Source organism: Tessaracoccus luoxuelianae, from assembly GCF_055326245.1.
In genome coordinates this window covers 22,981-39,466 of sequence record NZ_JBUZNO010000007.1, presented here as the reverse complement: position 1 = coordinate 39,466, position 16,486 = coordinate 22,981, and the positions used below count along the sequence as shown (strand labels likewise).

Genomic DNA, 16,486 nt, shown 5'->3' with positions numbered 1-16,486 from the left:
CACCTGTAAGAACACAAGGAGGAGCCATGGAATCCCGCACGCCACTCAGCCTGGAGCGCATCGTCGAGGCCGCCGTCGCCGTCGCGGACCGCTCAGGACTCAGCGGGGTCAGCATGCGCACAGTGGGGCGGGAGCTCGGGGTGGAGGCCATGTCGCTGTACCACCACGTGGCCAGCAAGGACGCCCTCCTCGACGCGCTGGCCGATTGGATCTTCTCCCGGATCGAGCTGCCGCTGGGCGGGGAGCCATGGCGCGCCGGGATGGTTCGCCGGGCCTCGTCGGCGCGAGCGGTGCTCGCCGCGCACCCGTGGACGTTGGGGCTCATCGAGTCGCGAACCAACCCCGGCGCGGCGCTGCTCAACCATCACGATGCGGTGCTCGGGTGCCTGGTGGGCGGCGGGTTCCCGCCGAGGTTGGCATCTCACGCGTTCTCCGTGATCGACGCCTACGTCTACGGGTTCGCCCTCACCGAGCAGAACCTCCCGTTCGACTCCTCCCGCGCTGAGGGCGCCGAGGACTACGCGGCCGCGGTGGGATCGCTGCTTCAGCCCTACCCCCACCTGGCCGCGCTCATCGACGAGGTGGCGACGGGCTACACGTTCGCAGACGAATTCGGTTACGGCCTCGAGCTCATCCTCGACGGGCTGGAGGTTCGGCTGGCCACCCACCGGCCCGCCGGATCCCCCACCCCGGGGGAAGGAAACCGATAGCCCCGGCCAGCGCCTCAGAGGCGACCAACCGCGACTCGGCCGGGCGCGGGGACGACCGGCTCTCCGGCGAAGTCCACGGTGGTAGCCGTCCGTGGCGACGTTCTCGGGGACGCAAGGGACGGCCCGGCACTGGCGCGGCTGCGCTATCGAAGCCCCGCTTGACGCCTCAGGACTCGGCGTGCGCGGCCCGGACGGCCCGCACGTCGAGCCCCGCGATCCCCTCGAAGTCACGTGGGTTGGCCGTGTAGATCGGCAGCCCGCGTGACAGCGCAGTGGCCGCGATGAGCGCGTCGTACGCGCGCGCTGCAGGCTTTCGCCCCGCAGACCTCAGCGAGGCGGCCACCACCCCGAAGGCCCTCGCCGCGGCACCGTCGAACGGGATGGGGTCGAAGTCCGCCTCCGCCTGCTGCACCAGCGCCTGGCGGGCCGCACGTTCCACATCCGAGCGCGCAACGTGCGGCCCCACTGACAACTCCGCCATCGTGACTGCGGTGATCATGGGCTCGGCAGGCAGCGAGGCGGGTTCCAGGATGCCCAGGTCGATCACTGCGGAGGTGTCCAGAATCCCTTCACTCACAGCGACGGATCCAGCACGGTGTCGATGTCTGCCTTGAGCGCTGCCGCATCCACCCGTGGCAGCGCCCTCCATCTGTCGACCAGCTCGGCGGCACCTCGTGGACGACGCGGGAGCGGAACCACTGCCGCCACCGGCTCGCCGTCTCGCGTCACCGTCAGGCTCTCACCGCGAGCCACGCGCGCCAGCACATCCGCGCTGCGGTTGCGCAGGTCTCGCACCGTCACACTTCCCATCTCCTCACTGTATCACCGGTGATACATCACCTTTGGCTGCCGCCTGGGAGCATCACCAAGCCGCGAATCAGGCCGCGCGGACGTCGTCGGCCGAGATCTGGTTGTTCACCAGATCCTTGCGCAGGTTCTCGGCCAAGGGGAGAGCGTGCTTGCTCAGCTCATTGACCAGCCGGTGGGCGAGGAGCCACAGCCGGTGGCACTCGGCCTCGGCCGCGGCGGCCGCCTCGGCCCGGGAGGTGGGCAACGCCCCACACCAGCTTCTGATGATCTCCCCGGCGGGGGCCTCCTCATCGGCGTACCAGCGATAGTCCCGGCGGGGTGAAAAGTAGCCGGGGCGCTCGTCGTCGTAGTGGTCCGCGTAGCTGTCTCGCCCGCGCGCGATCTGCAGGGCCTCGGCCGGGTGCGCGACGCACAGCGCCATCGCGATCCTCTGGCCTCCCAGCGCCGACACACGAAGACTGCTGCCTTCCGCAACCTGTCCACACGCCGCCAGCAGGACATCCATCGGCAGCCCCGTCCGGGCAGCCAGCCGAGCAGTGTCGTGGATGACGACCTGACCAGAGTGCTCCAGCGTGGCCACCTCGCGCGGGACCAGCCGGAAGACACGTCGGATGGATCCTGACAGGCGGGAATCCGGGGCCTGATTCCGGATGAGCTCCTCCGCGGCCAGCTTCTCCTCGTAGGCCTGGGCGTCCTCCCATCTGCACTTGAGGCGCGTCCGCGCGACCTCCCGCTCCCGACCGTCCTCGAAGCGGATGAGGTAACGGTCCTTCTTGGGCCGAGGCACGATCTGCACGATCTCGACTCTGCTCGCGTTGGGCCGGTAGTCGTCCGGGTAGTGCGCCCAGACCTCGCCCACCTGCACGTCCATTGTTTCCATCTGCGTCGCCCTTCTCTCTGAGGTCGCCCCATCACAGCAGCCGCCGCGGCCGATTCGGGGCTTCATCGACCCCCTGTGGATAACTTCCGACGACTGTCCCCAACCTGGTCGTTGTCCGGGATGAACGCCAGGAGCCGGGACGACCAGCGACGCGACGCGGGCACGAGCCCGTAGCGGGTACCCTCGTCCGTTATGGACCCTGACGACGTGGAGTGGGTTCGGGAGTTCTCCGAGCCCGAGCTGAAACGGGTCTTCGGCGCATCCACCTACTTCCGCGGCAAGGGCTACTTCGACGCCGGGCACGTCCGCGACCTCACCGTCGCACCCGACGAACTCGGGGCGTTGGTCACCGGCAGCGGCCGCCACGTCTACGAGGTCGAGGTCACCCGCAGCGGCCGGCGCCTCGACAACTGGTGCAGCTGCCCGATGGGCCGCTCCTGCAAGCACGTCGCCGCCGTGATGCTCGCGGCGCGCGCACGGCTCCGCCAACGCCCCGCCAGCACTACATGGGAGAGTCAGCTCGCGCACCTGATCAAGCTCGGCGACGCTTCCGCCACCGCCGGACGGGCGCTCGCCCTCGAGTTCTCCGTCCCCACCGTCCACTACGGGGCCGCCGTGTCGCGCATCACGCTGCAGCCCCTCCGCGAGGGCGCCCGCACCCCGTGGGTGAAGACCGGCGCCTCGTGGGGCGACATCACCCAACCGTGGCGGGCAGCGGAGTTGAACCCCGCGCATCGGGCGGCCCTGGCGCAGCTGCACCTCCTGAGCCCCGACAACGCCTACTCCTACGGCGTCCCCGCGACAGTGGACCTCGCGAGCCTCGGCCCCCTCGCCTGGCCGCTGCTGCGGCGCGCGGTCTCGGCCGGCGTCGTCCTACTGGCCGGCGAGGGCCTGCGGTCCGTACGGATCGGCGACGACTCCGCCACGGTCGCGCTGGACCTCACGCGCTCACCAGACGGCGGGATCACCGCGCAGCCGCGCGTCTCCCTGGTGGATCCCCACGCCCCAGGACGGGTCCTGCTGTTCGGCAACCCGGCCCACGGGGTGGGGCAGCTCGACGGCGGCGCCCTGACTCTCTGGCCGCTCGCCGCCCCACCGGCCGAGGGGCTGGACCGGCTCCTCGCCGACGGGAAGGCGGTCGAGATCCCCGCCGAGGACGTCAATCGCTTCCTGACCCTCTATTACCCGGCCCTCGCTCGCACGGGAGCGGTGTCCACCTCTGACGGCACCGTCGAGGCCCCGGAGATCGTCCCACCCGTCCTGCACCTCACCCTCACGCACCTCCCCGGCCACGTCACGCACCTCAGGTGGGGGTTCGCCTATCCGTCGCCGGTGGCCGGACAGGGCCCCACCGTCGTCCCTCTCGCGCACGCCGCAGGGGATCCGCCGCGCGATGTGCCGGTGGAGCGGCGCCTCACCGAGGCGGTGGTCGCGCTGCTCAGCGTCGTGGGCGCCTCACTGCTGGTGGCCACCCCCCGCCCAGTCCTGATCGCCCACCACGAGCTGCAGGGCATGGCGGCCGCCGCGTTCCTCGCCGACGTCCTCCCCCACCTGCTCGAAGCAGGGGTGCAGGTGCAGGAGGAGGGCGATGCGGTGGCCTACGAGGAGGCCTCGGAGGCCCCCGTCGTGCTCCTCACAGCAGACGACACCGAGGACCGCGACTGGTTCAACCTCCACATCACCGTCTCCGTCGACGGCCAGGAGGTGCCGTTCGAGGAACTGTTCAGAGCCCTGGCCGCAGGGGACGACGCCCTGCTCCTGGACTCCGGCACCTGGTTCCGCCTCGACATCCCGGAGCTGCAGGACCTCCGACGGCTCATCGAGGAAGCCCGCGAGCTCACCGACGGAAGCCCCAACGGCCCGCTTCGCATCGGCCCCTACCAGGCCGCCCTGTGGGAGGAGCTCGTCGAGCTGGGCGTGATCGCGCGCCAGAGCAAGCGATGGCTGGCCTCCGTGGAGCACCTCCTCCCCGACGCCGACCGCCCGGCGCCCGCCCTCCCGGACGGGATCCGCGCCACGCTGCGCCCCTACCAGCTCCGCGGCTACGAATGGCTGGCCGCGCTCTGGGACGCGCGGCTGGGCGGGGTGCTCGCCGACGACATGGGCCTCGGCAAGACGCTCCAGACCCTCGCCCTGCTGGAGCGGGCGCGCGAGGCCGGGGAGCTGGACGGCACGCCGGTGCTCGTCGTGGCCCCCGCCAGCGTGGTGGGAACCTGGGCCGACGAGGCGGCGAAGTTTGCGCCAGGCCTGAATGTCGCGGTGATCACCGCCACGGGGAAGCGCCGGGGCGACACTGTCGCGGCGGCTGTCGCGGGCGCACACGTCGTGGTCACCTCATACACGCTGATGCGGCTGGAGGACGCCGAGTACCGGGCGCTGCAGTGGAGCGGGCTGATCCTCGACGAGGCCCAGTTCGTGAAGAACCACCGCTCCCGCACCTACCAGGCCGCCCGACGGCTCGGCGCCCCGTTCACGCTGGCCATCACGGGCACCCCCCTGGAGAACTCGCTGATGGACCTGTGGTCCATGCTGTCGCTGTCGGCGCCCGGCCTGTTCCCGCGCCCGGACCACTTCACCGAACGGTTCCGGAAGCCCATCGAGAACGAGCGCGACCTTCTGGCCCTCGAGACCCTTCGACGGCGGATCAAGCCGTTCGTGCTGCGCCGGACCAAGCGCGAAGTGGTGCAGGAGCTGCCCGAGAAGATCGAGCAGGTGCAACGGGTGGAGCTCACCCCCGCCCATCGCAGGGTCTACGACAAGTACCTGCACCGGGAGCGGCAGCGGGTGCTGGGCATGCTGGAGGACATGGACCGCAACCGGGTGGCGATCTTCCGTGCGCTCACGAAGCTGCGGCAGCTGGCGCTGGACCCGGTCCTGGTGGACGCGGAGCACGCCTCGGGGGCGCCGTCGGCGAAGGTGTCCGCGTTGGTGGAGCAGGTCACGGAGCTCGCCTCGGAGGGCCACCGTGCGCTGGTGTTCAGCAGCTTCACCGGCTACCTCAAGCTCGTGCGGGAGGCGCTGAGCGAGGCGGGCATCAGCCACGTCTACCTCGACGGCCACACCCGCGACAGGCCGGCCCGCATCGCCGCGTTCCGCGAGGGCGAGGACCCGGTGTTCCTGATTTCGCTGAAGGCCGGCGGCTTCGGGCTGACGCTGACCGAGGCGGACTACGTCTTCGTGCTGGACCCGTGGTGGAACCCGGCTGCGGAGAGCCAGGCGATCGACCGGACCCACCGCATCGGCCAGACCAGGTCGGTCAACGTGTACCGGATGGTCTCGGAGGACACCATCGAGGAGAAGGTGGTGGCGCTGCAGGAACGCAAACGGGACCTGTTCACCTCGGTCATCGACTCGGGCTCCTTCTCCTCCGGGGCCATCACGGCCGCAGACATCCGCGGCCTCTTCGACGAGTAGGCCCTCCGCCGCTGGGCCGCGTCGCTCCCGGCACGCAGAAGGAGGCGCGCAAACTCCTTGTCTGGCACCGATCCCGTGCAAGGCTGGGCGCATGAGCATGGACGCGCAAGACGGCAGCATTGACGGACTCGAGCAGCTGGACGCCGAGGACGTCGCCGACGCCGAGCACCCCTACGGCGAGGTGACAGCCGAAGACCTCGGCACCGCTGACCTCATCGACGACGGCGCTGACGCCGCCTCGATGGTCCCGAACGATCCCCAGACGCCGGTGGACTCGGCTCTCCACACCGACGACACCGATCACGACGAGACCATCGAGGAACGGCTGCGCCAGGAGGAGCCGGACCCGTCGTCGAGAATCACCTACGGCGGGTAGACCGCCTCCCTCTCCCTCAATCGGCCAGAGCGTGAGCCGGCCCCGCGGGCCTGGTGACCAGGGTGGCGGCACGGCTTCCCGGCTCCGGGTGGGCCCGCACATAGCCGGCGAGCCATTCGGCGGCGAAGCTGTCGGCACCGTCGCGATCCACGAGCGCCCACACGCTGCCACCGAACCCGGCCCCGAAGGAGGAGGCGGCCACCGCACCGAGCCGTCGGCCGTCTTCGACCAGCGCCTCGGTCTGGGGGATCTGATTGTCGAGACCGTCGGCCGCCCACCTCTGGGAAGCCGCGACCAACTCGCCCAGCGCGGCACGGTCACCGGCGCGAAGCGCCTCGACCGACGCCGGCACGATCCAGGTGGATTCGGCGACGAACTGGCGGAGGCGCGCGAGCAGTCGCGGCTCGTCCGCGACGAGCGACTCGATCACCGCTGCGGCCTCCGGGTCGGATTCGACGGCGGCGGCCAGGTTCGCGTCTCCGCGCCCGGCGGCGGCGTTCCAGCGGGCCAGCAGCTCAGCGACCCCGCGTGAGGCCTGGTTGTAGGCGTCCTTCGCCGCGCCGGTCTTCTCCGCCGACACGCCGCTGACCGCCACCACGAAGGCGAGGTCGTCGGGGAGCCGCACGCGCTCCACGAGCGCGGCCGGGTTGAAACTGAACAGTCCGAGGTGGTCGGCTTTGCTGCACAGCATGGCCGTGTGATCCTCGGATCCACCGAACGTGCCGACGCCGGCCCGTCCTGACAGCGCACCGAACGCGCTCCCGTTCTCGACGCAGGCCAGGTACCCGGCCAGCGCAACGTCGTCCCGGATCGCCGCGACCCAGGCCTCGGACTCGTCGAAGCCGTTGAACTGGGCCAACGCCATGGCTGACGCCACGACCAGTGCCGAGGAACTGCTCATGCCGCTGGCCAGCGGCAGGTCCGCGTCGATGGCAAGCCGCGCGGGGCGCAGGCGCCCGAAGTTGGCGCCCAGCCGGTCCACCACCACGTTGAGGTACTGGCCCCAGTGCCCGGCAGGAAGGCGCACCGCGACGCCCGGCTCCAGGGTGATGGCGTCCTCCTGCGCCGTGCTGCGCGCCTCGATCCCCCGTCGGCCCGGCTTCACCGTCGCGGTCACGCCCCTGTCGACGGCGCACACCAGCACGTTGCCGCCGGCGTAGTCGGTGTGCTTGCCGAGGACCTCGATGCGTCCGGGGGCGAACCAGCCGCTCACAACAGCACCGGACGGCTCGCGAGGGCGGCCGCCACCAGGGGCACATCGGTGCGCCCGGACATGTCCAGCACCCCTTCGGCCACCGGGACCACCGTGACGGGCTCGCCGGCCGCGATCAGCCAGCGGACGGCGTCGACGATCTCGTACTCGCCCCGCGCCGAGGGTGTGATGGCGTCGCAGGCATTGAAGATGCTCGCACCGAACAGGAAGCAGTTCATGGAGATCCGCGCATTCGGGCCGAAGCGCGCCACCACGTCGGCGGACGGCTTCTCGATCAGGTCAACGAGGTGACCCTCGGCGTCGGTGTCCAGGATCGCGAAGGCGGCGATCCTGTCGGCGGGGATGTTGGACCTGCTGACCATCGCCGCCGCGTCGAAGCCGACCGTGGCCGTCCCGGGCGCCCGCAGGAGTGCGCGGACGGCCTCGGCGGGATAGAAGTTGTCGGCGTTGACCATCACGAAGCGGTCCCCTCCTGCGAATCCGCGGGCCGCCCGGACGGCGTCGGCGGTGCCGAGGGCCTCCACCTGGACGGCGAAGGAAATCCGCACCCGCGACAGGTCGAGCGCTGCGTAGTAGTCGCGCACGAGGTTGTGCTCGGGTCCGATGACCAGACAGATGTCGGTGAGCCCGGCGTCGGCAAGCTCGCTGATCACATGGTCGAGGAAGGGGCGTGCCGGCAGCCCTCCCTGGGAGGTGTCGCCGAGACCGACCGGCATCATCGCCTTGAGCCCCAGTTCAGCCGCCCTGCGCTGATCCTCGTCGAGGTCGACGTCGGCCGCGCGGCGCATCCGGGTCCCGAGGCCGCGGGCAAGGATGACGGCCTTGGTGGGCATGGTCTCGTTCATGGCCCTCATCCTAGGATCAGCGCCCGGCCCGGCTCCTCCTTCGCGCAGCCATTGTGCGCTTCCGCCCGCCCCACGGAGGCGGCGCCGTCGAGGAGGCGGGTCCGCGCTCAGGGGCACTGCGCAAACGCGCAATGGTCCTGCCCCGATGCTCCTCGCCGGGTGCGGGCTCGGCTACCGTGCGAGCATGATCGAATTCGGCACGGGTGGCTGGCGCGCAATCATCGCCGACGGCTTCACCAAGGAGAACGTCCGGCTGCTGGCCCAGGGTCTCGCTGACCGCATGAACGCCGAGGGGGTCGCCGGCCGCGGCACCGTCGTCGGCTACGACCGACGTTTCCTCTCCTCCGACGCGGCGTGGTGGGTCACGGAGGTGCTGGTGGCCAACGGCATCCCGGTCACGGTGATCGACCGCCCCGCCCCCACGCCCATGATCATGTGGACGGTGCGCAACCTGGGGTGCGCCTACGGGTTGGCGATCACCGCCTCCCACAACCCGGCCGTCTACAACGGCGTCAAGGTGTTCGTCGAAGGGGGTCGTGACGCGGACGTCGAGGTCACCGCCTCCCTCCAGGAGCAGATCAACGCGCTGACGCCAGCGGACGTGCGGTCGGTGCCCGACTTCGAGGTGCGCACCCATCCGTTGGTGACCGTGCAGTTCTCGATGAACTGGTACATCGACGCCATCCTCGAGCAGCTCGACGTCGAGACGATCCGGCACCGTCATCTGAGTGTGGTGCTCGACCCGATGTTCGGCGTGTCACAGACCTGCATGCAGACCGTCCTGATGACCGCCCGCTGCGAGGTGGACGTCATCAACTCCCGCCACGACACGATGTTCGGGGGACGGCTGCCGTCCCCGAAGCTCGAGACGCTGCACCAGCTGCGGCAGACGGTCATCGAGAGGGGCGCCGATCTCGGCATCGCCACCGACGGTGACGCGGACCGGCTGGGCATCATCGACGACGAGGGCAACTACCTGTCGGCGAACCAGATCATGGTGCTGCTGTACGAGTACCTCCTGACCGGCAAGGGCTGGACGGGGCCGGTGGTGCGCAACATCGCCACCACGCACCTGCTCGACCGGGTCGCGGCCGCCCACGGGCAGAAGTGCTACGAGGTGCCCGTGGGCTTCAAGCACATCAGCTCGAAGATGGCCGAGACGGATGCCGTGATCGGCGGAGAGTCCTCCGGAGGGCTCACGGTCCGGGGCCACATCGCGGGCAAGGACGGCGTGTACGCCGGGTCGCTCCTGGTGGAGATGCTGGCGGCCAGCAACCGGAAACTCAGTTCGTTGTGGGCCGACGTCGTCGCCCGGTACGGCGACGCTCAGATGGTGGAGAACGCCTACTCGTTCACGCCTGCGCGGCGCGCCGAGCTCGTCGCCACCCTCTTCGACCGCCGGGAACTGCCCGAGTTCACCCCTGCCGTGGACCACACCAGCTACCTCGACGGCTGCAAGGTCTACTTCTCCAACGGCGGCTGGCTCGTGGTGCGCTTCTCCGGCACCGAGCCCGTCCTGCGCGTCTTCGCCGAAATGCCCACCCTCGCTGAGGCGGAGGCCGCCATCGCCGAGCTGGTGGACTTTCTGGGCCTGGGCTGAGGCCGGCGGAGCCGCGCTGCGCGACCGGTACTGTGGCGGCGAGGCAAGGGGACGAGGATGCTGCAGCTCAGGGGCCTGACCAGGCGGTTCGGACAGCTCACCGCGGTCGACGACGTCTCCTTCGATGTCCCCGCCGGGCAGATGGTGGGGTTCGTCGGCGGCAACGGCGCAGGGAAGACCACCACCATGCGGATGATCATGGGAGTGCTGCAGCCCTCTGCCGGCGAGGTGCTCTGGCGCGGCCGGCCGGCCGGGCAGTCGGACCGGGCGAGGTTCGGCTATCTGCCTGAGGAGCGCGGGCTCTACCCGAAGCAGCCGGTGCTGAGCCAGCTGGTGTACCTGGGTCGCCTCCACGGCATGCGGGCGGGCGCGGCGCGGGAGCACGCCGAGGAGCTGCTGGTGCGCTTCGGCCTGGGTGATCGGACCCGGGACAAGGTGGAGTCCCTTTCGCTCGGCAACCAGCAGCGCGCCCAGATCATCGCCGCCGTCCTCGGCGGCCCACAAGCCCTGATCCTCGACGAACCATTCTCCGGCCTCGACCCCACGGCGGTGGACCAGATGGCGGCGTTGCTGCGGGAACACACCGCGGCCGGGGTGCCGGTGCTCTTCAGCAGCCACCAACTGGAGCTGGTCGAGCGGCTGTGCGACCGGTTGATCGTGCTGCACAAGGGCCGCGTGGTGGCTGATGGCACCGTCGACGAACTACGAAGCACGGCACCTGTGCGGTACCGGCTCGTGGTGGACGGGGACGTCGGCTGGGTGCATGCGGCCGGCGGCGTACGGGTGGTGTCGTCGGGGGCGACGAGCGTGGTCATCGAGCCGGAGAGCGACGAGGCGGTGCAGCGGCTGCTCGTCGACGCCGTCGGGCGGGGCCCGGTGAGGGAGCTGGCGCGGGTGGTGCCCAGCCTGAGCGAGATCTACAGGGAGGTTGCCTCCGTATGAACAGGACCGACGCACGCCCCGCCCACGCAGAGCCGGGGAGGCGGACGCATCCATGGGCCCTGGTCACGGCCCGCGAGATCAGCGTCAAGCTCCGCGACCGCAACTTCCTGCTCTCCACGGGCTTCAGCCTGGCCCTGATCGTCGGCCTCATGGTGGTGCAGTTCTTCCTCACAGCCGGGGCCTCCACCTACACGGTCGCGGTGACCGACGACGACGGGGCCCGGCTCGTCGCCGGCCTCGACGCGCGGATGCAGGCCGCCGATCCGGAGGCGCGGGCCACCGCCGTCCGGGTCACCGACGTCGCGGCCGGGGAACAGCAGGTGCGCGACGGGGACGCCGACGCCCTGCTGGTGAGAGAGGGCGGAGTCTGGACGATGGCGACGGACGGGCAGTCGGGACGGATGCTGCAGCTGGGGCTCATCGAGCTCGTGTCCGCGTCGGCGCTCGAGGACAACGCGCAACGCCTTGGTGTCGGGGTCGATGACCTGCTCGCCGGAACCCAGTTGGTCACCCGGGATCTGAGCGGTGACACGGATCAGGGGCTGGTGGTCTATATCGTCGGCCTGATCTTCGCTGTGCTTTTCTACACGTCGTCGCTGATGTTCGGGATGGCGATCGCCACCAGCGTGGTGGAGGAGAAGCAGTCGCGGATCGTGGAGATCCTCGCCGCGGCCATTCCGGTGCGGCACCTGCTGCTGGGCAAGGTGCTCGGAAGCACGGCCTTGGCGTTGCTGCAGCTGGCGCTGATCGCGGGCGTGGGGCTGCTCGGCCTGCAGTTCATCGACCTCAACATCGAGCTTCCTGGGCTGGCCGGGGCGGTGGCCTGGTACCTGCCGTTCTTCCTGTTCGGCTTCCTCGCGCTGGCCTGCATCTGGGCCGCAGCAGGGTCCATGGCGTCGAGGATCGAGGACGTGCAGGCGACTTCGATGCCGCTGACGCTGATCCTCGTCGGCGTCTTCGTCCTGGGCATTAACCTGGACGGCCAGGCTCAGGTGATCGGCTCGTTCGTGCCCGTGATGTCGACCATCCTGATGCCGATGCGGATCCTGGCCGGCGAGACCACCTGGTGGGAGCCCGCGGTGGCGTTGCTGTTGACCCTGGCGTTCTGCGCGGTCACGATCCTGGCGGGGGCCAGACTGTACCGTCGCGCCCTCCTCCACACGACGGGGCGCCTGTCGTGGCGGAAGGCGTGGAGCGCCGGGGGCTGAGTGGGCAACCCGTCAGTCGGCCCCTCTGCCGCGCTCAGCCGTCGGCAAGCAGCGCGCGAGCGGTCCGCGAGTCGGTGATCAGAACGTCGCACCACCCGCCCACGAGCGCGGCTCGGATCGCGGCATGCTTCCGCTCGCCGCCGGCCACACCGATGCGCCGCGGAATGGCCTTGAGCGTTTCCTCGTCGATCCCCAGGGTGCGGTCCACCAGTTCGGTATCGACGTGCACGCCGTGCGCGTCGAAGAAGCGAAGGCAGACGTCGCCGACCGCGCCCAGCCGCGCGAGGGCCTCAAGATCGGCCTCTGGGAGCGTGTTACCGGAGGAGACGAGCAGCGCGGACGGCCGGACGCTCCCGATGCCCACGAGCGCCATCGTGAGCCCGGTCCATTCGTCGCGGATCGCCGCGATCTGGGGGTCCGACATCAACGACGCCCGCACCTCGGGGCTTGAGACCACACCGGGGGCGTTGAAGTAGTGGACCTCCGCGCCTGTGACCTGCGCCAGACGGTCCGCCAGCCGGGTGGCCTGCACCTGGGCCCGGGGGTCTCCGACGCCGCCGATCACCTGCACGATGCGCTCGGCGGTCCGGGTGGTGCGGGGGGTCATGGCATCCACCACCGCCAGGAGCGATGCGGACCAGGATGACAGCCCCACCCGGTCGCTCGGAAGCATGGTGGACTCGAGGTAGCGTGCGCCCGCACTGCCGATGGCGCTGAGGAGGGCCGCGTCTGATTCGCCGGCCTCGTCCGGCCCTCCCGCCACCACGACGTCACGCAGCCCGTAGGCGTCTCGCACCTGGTCCTCGAGCTCGGAGAACATTCCCGGCGGCTCCACGACGATGGTCCGCACGATGCCCGCCTCGACGCCTTCCTTGAGCAGCCGCGACACCCGCGACTGGGACATGTTCAACCGCGCGGCGATCTCCGGCTGACGAAGTCCGTGCTCGTGATAGAGGCGCGCGACCTTGACGACGAGGGGGAGCCGCTCGGGCGCAATGCGAATGGGCACGCTCGGAAACTAGCACGGTGATGCGCGGACCGTCGATGCGACGGCATAACTGTTCGGGACTGGTTAGATAGTCACGCGAGTCTCACCAGGGTGTGCCGGTCACCCTGCCCTCGGCTGAGCGTGAAGGGCTGCACTGGCGTCCCGCCCCCGCGGCGGAGCGTCGGTCAAGCCCCCGGACCGGATGCCAGGGGCTTCGACGCGGGCGCGCCGCTCCGCGGCTCGGCCCGGCTCACCCAGCGGAATGACGCTGGTTGAGCCGGGCCGCAAGGAGCGAAGCGACGCGCGCCCGCGTCGAAACCTCGTTCACCCGGTTCGTGGATCTCGTGGCGAGTCAGGACGCCCAGACCGCGGAGGGTATTCGAAGGGTCGAACCCCCTCCCGAGAGCAAAGGGTGAGGGATGGCAGGGCGGCACTGCGCAGCGGTGCCCAACCCGACGACCACCCAACCGGCATCCCGCTCAAGCAGACCCAACACCAACGCCGCCCTGCCGGCCCATACCCGGAGCAGACCACGCCACAGGAAGACCGCGTGCGGGGAGACGGGAGACGATGCCCGGGCGGCCTCAACCACCCGACCACCGATTGACCAGCAGCCATCAACCACACCCTGGACCAGGGCCGCCCGGGCATCGACTCACGGCTCCCCGCACCCGACCCCAAGAAGCGCGTGAAGGTGGCAGTCACAACCCTTCGAGACGGCCAGCGCCGCTTCGCGGGCGGCCCTCCTCAGGGAGCGACGGGGACGGGACCCGCCCCTGCGCGGGCGGCCCTCCTCAGGGAGCGACGGGGACGGGACCCGCCCCTGCGCGGACGGCCCTCCTCAGGGAGCGAAGGAGACCGGCCCTCCTGCCTTATCGGCGGGTGAGGGCCAGCGCCGAGGCCCACCGCGACCGGGCGACGGCGTTGCTTCCGCGGGGCTCGAAGGTATCCGACTCGACGGGGGCGAACCCACCGCCGAGCGCATCGGCGGCCAACTGGGCAGCGCCGCGCGCGGACAAGCCGGAATACCTCGGACGCCGGACGGTGCGACCACCGAGGTCGGCTTGAAGCTGCATGAGGAAGTCATCCGCGGCAGGGGCGCCGTCGGCGAGGATCGCCTCCACCGGCCCGGCGACCTCCGCCGCGTCGACCACGTCCGTGATCTGATGGGCGATCGCCTCCATGGCCGCTCGGGCCAGGATGCCGGGGTCGGTCCCGAGATCGAAACCGACGAGCACCGCCCGGGCAGTCGGGTCCCAGTGCGGTGCGCCCAGGCCGGCGACGGCCGGGACCAGGACCACGCCGTGATCCTCCGGCGCGCTGCGGGCCAGCCCGGCGAGCTCCTCGACGCTGCGCCCCAACAGCCGCGACAACCACGCCACGGTCGCCCCGCTTGCCAGGATGTTGCCCTCGACGCCAACCGCGGTGCGGTCGCCGAGTCGCCAGGCGACGGTGCCGACCAGCCCGGCGGGCACGCTCGCCGCGTCGTCCACCAGGCCCATGACCGACGAGCCGGTGCCGAACGTAGCCTTCAGCGAGCCCGGTCCCCGGACGCCGTGGCCGTACAGCGCCGCGTGCGAGTCGCCAAGGACCGCATGGATCCGTCGCCCGCCCAGGCCCGCGACCTCGCCAGTGGCCTCGTCTGAGGCCGCGACCCTCGGCAACACCGCAGCAGGAATGCCGAACAGCTCGCAGAGCTCCTCGCTCCACTCCCCCGTCGCCAGATCGAGCAGTTGCGTGCGCGACGCGTTGCCGGCTTCTATGCGGTGCTCGCCGGTCAGCTGGGTGACGAGCCAGGAGTCGACGGTGCCCACCGCCAACTCGCCGGCGCGGGAGCGGCTGCGGTCCGGGTCCACCGAGTCCAGCAGCCACTGCAGCTTGAGCGCCGAGAACATCGGGTCCAGCGGCAGGCCGCTGATCTCCCGCACCCGGTCGGCGTGAGCAGACAGCTCGGCGACGCGGTGCGCGGTGCGGCGGTCCTGCCAGCCGAGCATCGGCCCGACCGGCTCCCCCGTCGCCCGGTCCCAGACCAGGGCGGACTCCCGCTGCGTGCTGAACGCTACGGCGTCGACGGGGTGCCGGGCGGCGATCTCGGCGATGACCGTCCGCACGCCGTCGAGGATCTCCATGGCGTCCTGCTGTACCCAGCCCGGACGCGGATGCGCCTGCCCCAGAGGCACCGAGGCCGACGCGACGGCCGCGCCAGATGCGTCGAACAGCGTCGCCTTGGTGCTGCTGGTCCCCTGGTCGACTGCGAGGATCATCGCCGTGTTCCCTCGGCCGGATGGACGGACATGAGCCCGAAGGGCGCTGAAAGGTGCTGAGACATCTGGATCCTTGTGGGTTCGACTCGGGGGCGATGGACGGTCCAGGGGCCCAATCCGACTGAGGTGCCCTGACACGAGGAGCGGCGCGGGGCGACTGTCCAACTCTCGACAGTCACCCCGCGCCTAGGGTGTCACTCGACGGCGAACAGCGTGTAGCCGTCGGCGTTCGAGGCGTCGATGAGGACGCAGTCGATGGACTGCTTCTCCGGCTGCCCCGTCTCACCCGTGCGGATGAACGCGTCAGCCTGCTCCACAGCCAGCTCAGCGATCGCCACGGCCGGCTGAAGACCAGTCGCCAACAGCTTGCCGTCCTTGATCGCCTGCACCGCATCCGGCGCCCCGTCGAATCCGGCGATGGTCACCTGATCGGACTTGCCCGCCGCGTCCACGGCAGCCACGGCGCCCAGCGCCATCGTGTCGTTACCCGCGATGATGCCCGTCAGATCCGGGTACCGCTGCAGCAGCGTCTCCACCTTGGAGAATGCCTCCTGCTGATCCCAGTTCGCCGTCTCCTGGGCGACCATCTCGAGATCCGGGTACTGATCCAGGACACTGTGATACGCCTCCGAGCGGACCGCCGCGTTGGTGTCGGTCTCGCGGCCGAGCAGCTCGACGTAGGTGCCCTTGCCCTCGAGCGCCGCGCCGAAGGCCTCGGCGACCAGGCTGGCGCCCTGCGAGTTGTTCGCGACGATCTGCGACGTCGCGAGCCCCGTCTGGTTGATCTCGCGGTCGATGAGGAAGACCGGGATACCGGCGTCGACGGCCTTCTGCACGGCACCGATGGTGACGTCAGCACCCGCGTTATCCAGAACGATGGCGACCGCGCCACTCGAGATGGCGGCGTCGATCAGCTCAGACTGCTTGTTCGGATCATCGTCGTGCGAGTCCGAGGTCGTCTCGTAGCCCAGCTCCTCGGCCTTGGCGACGGCGGCGTCGGCCTCGGCCTTGAAGAACGGGTTCGAGTGCGACGGGGTGATGACGGCGATCGTTCCGCCCGCCTCGCCGGTTCCGCCGGTGGACTCGGAGGGTGCCGATGAGCTCGACGCTGTCGTCGGCTCCGCTGTGGGTGTGGTGGACGAGCCGCCGGAACAGCCGGCCAGCGCGAACGTGGCCGCGAAGAGGGCGGTGGCGAGGGATAGAAGGGGTGGTCTGCGCATGATTTCCTCCGTTGTG

At 70.5% G+C, this 16,486-nt stretch carries 14 protein-coding genes; 6 read left to right on the top strand and 8 right to left on the bottom strand.

Features of this window, described 5'->3' with window-relative positions:
- The first annotated feature begins 26 nt into the window (after positions 1-26).
- On the top strand, positions 27-710 hold the full coding sequence (locus tag ACZK39_RS11420; protein ID WP_182798888.1) for a TetR/AcrR family transcriptional regulator: 684 nt from the start codon (positions 27-29) through the stop codon (positions 708-710).
- Between the two features lie 166 nt (positions 711-876).
- On the opposite strand, the gene ACZK39_RS11415 is transcribed toward ACZK39_RS11420, so the two are convergent.
- From ACZK39_RS11415 to ACZK39_RS11405, 3 genes are all read right to left on the bottom strand, one after another.
- The gene (locus tag ACZK39_RS11415) at positions 877-1,287 is read right to left on the bottom strand and encodes a type II toxin-antitoxin system VapC family toxin (RefSeq protein ID WP_220489059.1); all 411 of its coding nucleotides are present in this window, start codon (positions 1,285-1,287) and stop codon (positions 877-879) included.
- Positions 1,284-1,520, bottom strand: coding sequence for a type II toxin-antitoxin system Phd/YefM family antitoxin (locus ACZK39_RS11410; protein WP_182781396.1), 237 nt, complete (start codon positions 1,518-1,520; stop codon positions 1,284-1,286). The genes ACZK39_RS11415 and ACZK39_RS11410 overlap by 4 nt, the downstream gene beginning before the upstream one ends.
- A gap of 67 nt (positions 1,521-1,587) precedes the next feature.
- Entirely contained in the window at positions 1,588-2,400 is an 813-nt protein-coding gene (locus tag ACZK39_RS11405) for a hypothetical protein (RefSeq protein ID WP_463613346.1), read from the bottom strand.
- 192 nt (positions 2,401-2,592) lie between these two features.
- Here ACZK39_RS11405 and ACZK39_RS11400 point away from each other — a divergent pair, with 192 nt between their 5' ends.
- Complete coding sequence (locus ACZK39_RS11400) at positions 2,593-5,814, top strand: DEAD/DEAH box helicase (RefSeq protein WP_463613345.1); 3,222 nt, start codon at positions 2,593-2,595, stop codon at positions 5,812-5,814.
- A gap of 91 nt (positions 5,815-5,905) precedes the next feature.
- Entirely contained in the window at positions 5,906-6,190 is a 285-nt protein-coding gene (locus tag ACZK39_RS11395; protein ID WP_182798891.1) for a hypothetical protein, read from the top strand.
- Positions 6,191-6,206: 16 nt separating this feature from the next.
- On the opposite strand, the gene ACZK39_RS11390 is transcribed toward ACZK39_RS11395, so the two are convergent.
- Together ACZK39_RS11390 and ACZK39_RS11385 are read right to left on the bottom strand one after the other, a co-directional pair.
- On the bottom strand, positions 6,207-7,403 hold the full coding sequence (locus ACZK39_RS11390) for a galactokinase family protein (RefSeq protein ID WP_459055375.1): 1,197 nt from the start codon (positions 7,401-7,403) through the stop codon (positions 6,207-6,209).
- Complete coding sequence (locus ACZK39_RS11385; protein WP_459055376.1) at positions 7,400-8,248, bottom strand: nucleotidyltransferase family protein; 849 nt, start codon at positions 8,246-8,248, stop codon at positions 7,400-7,402. The genes ACZK39_RS11390 and ACZK39_RS11385 overlap by 4 nt, the downstream gene beginning before the upstream one ends.
- A 145-nt stretch (positions 8,249-8,393) precedes the next feature.
- On the opposite strand from ACZK39_RS11385, the gene ACZK39_RS11380 reads away from it, so the two are divergent.
- Genes ACZK39_RS11380 through ACZK39_RS11370 form a run of 3 tightly spaced genes read left to right on the top strand, consistent with a single transcriptional unit; the run spans position 8,394 to position 11,998 of the window.
- On the top strand, positions 8,394-9,848 hold the full coding sequence (locus tag ACZK39_RS11380) for a phosphoglucomutase/phosphomannomutase family protein (protein WP_459055378.1): 1,455 nt from the start codon (positions 8,394-8,396) through the stop codon (positions 9,846-9,848).
- Positions 9,849-9,905: 57 nt separating this feature from the next.
- Complete coding sequence (locus tag ACZK39_RS11375) at positions 9,906-10,790, top strand: ABC transporter ATP-binding protein (protein ID WP_459055380.1); 885 nt, start codon at positions 9,906-9,908, stop codon at positions 10,788-10,790.
- Positions 10,787-11,998, top strand: a complete 1,212-nt coding sequence (locus ACZK39_RS11370; RefSeq protein ID WP_463613344.1) for an ABC transporter permease — start codon at positions 10,787-10,789, stop codon at positions 11,996-11,998. Before ACZK39_RS11375 ends, ACZK39_RS11370 begins: the two co-directional genes overlap by 4 nt.
- A gap of 34 nt (positions 11,999-12,032) precedes the next feature.
- On the opposite strand, the gene ACZK39_RS11365 is transcribed toward ACZK39_RS11370, so the two are convergent.
- From ACZK39_RS11365 to ACZK39_RS11355, 3 genes are all read right to left on the bottom strand, one after another.
- Positions 12,033-13,007, bottom strand: coding sequence for a sugar-binding transcriptional regulator (locus ACZK39_RS11365; RefSeq protein WP_220489060.1), 975 nt, complete (start codon positions 13,005-13,007; stop codon positions 12,033-12,035).
- Positions 13,008-13,858: 851 nt separating this feature from the next.
- Positions 13,859-15,250 carry an FGGY family carbohydrate kinase gene (locus ACZK39_RS11360; RefSeq protein WP_459055383.1) on the bottom strand — a complete coding sequence of 464 codons (1,392 nt, stop codon included), beginning with the start codon at positions 15,248-15,250 and terminating at the stop codon, positions 13,859-13,861.
- A gap of 194 nt (positions 15,251-15,444) precedes the next feature.
- Positions 15,445-16,470, bottom strand: a complete 1,026-nt coding sequence (locus tag ACZK39_RS11355; RefSeq protein WP_459055384.1) for a D-ribose ABC transporter substrate-binding protein — start codon at positions 16,468-16,470, stop codon at positions 15,445-15,447.
- Between the last annotated feature and the right edge of the window lie 16 nt (positions 16,471-16,486).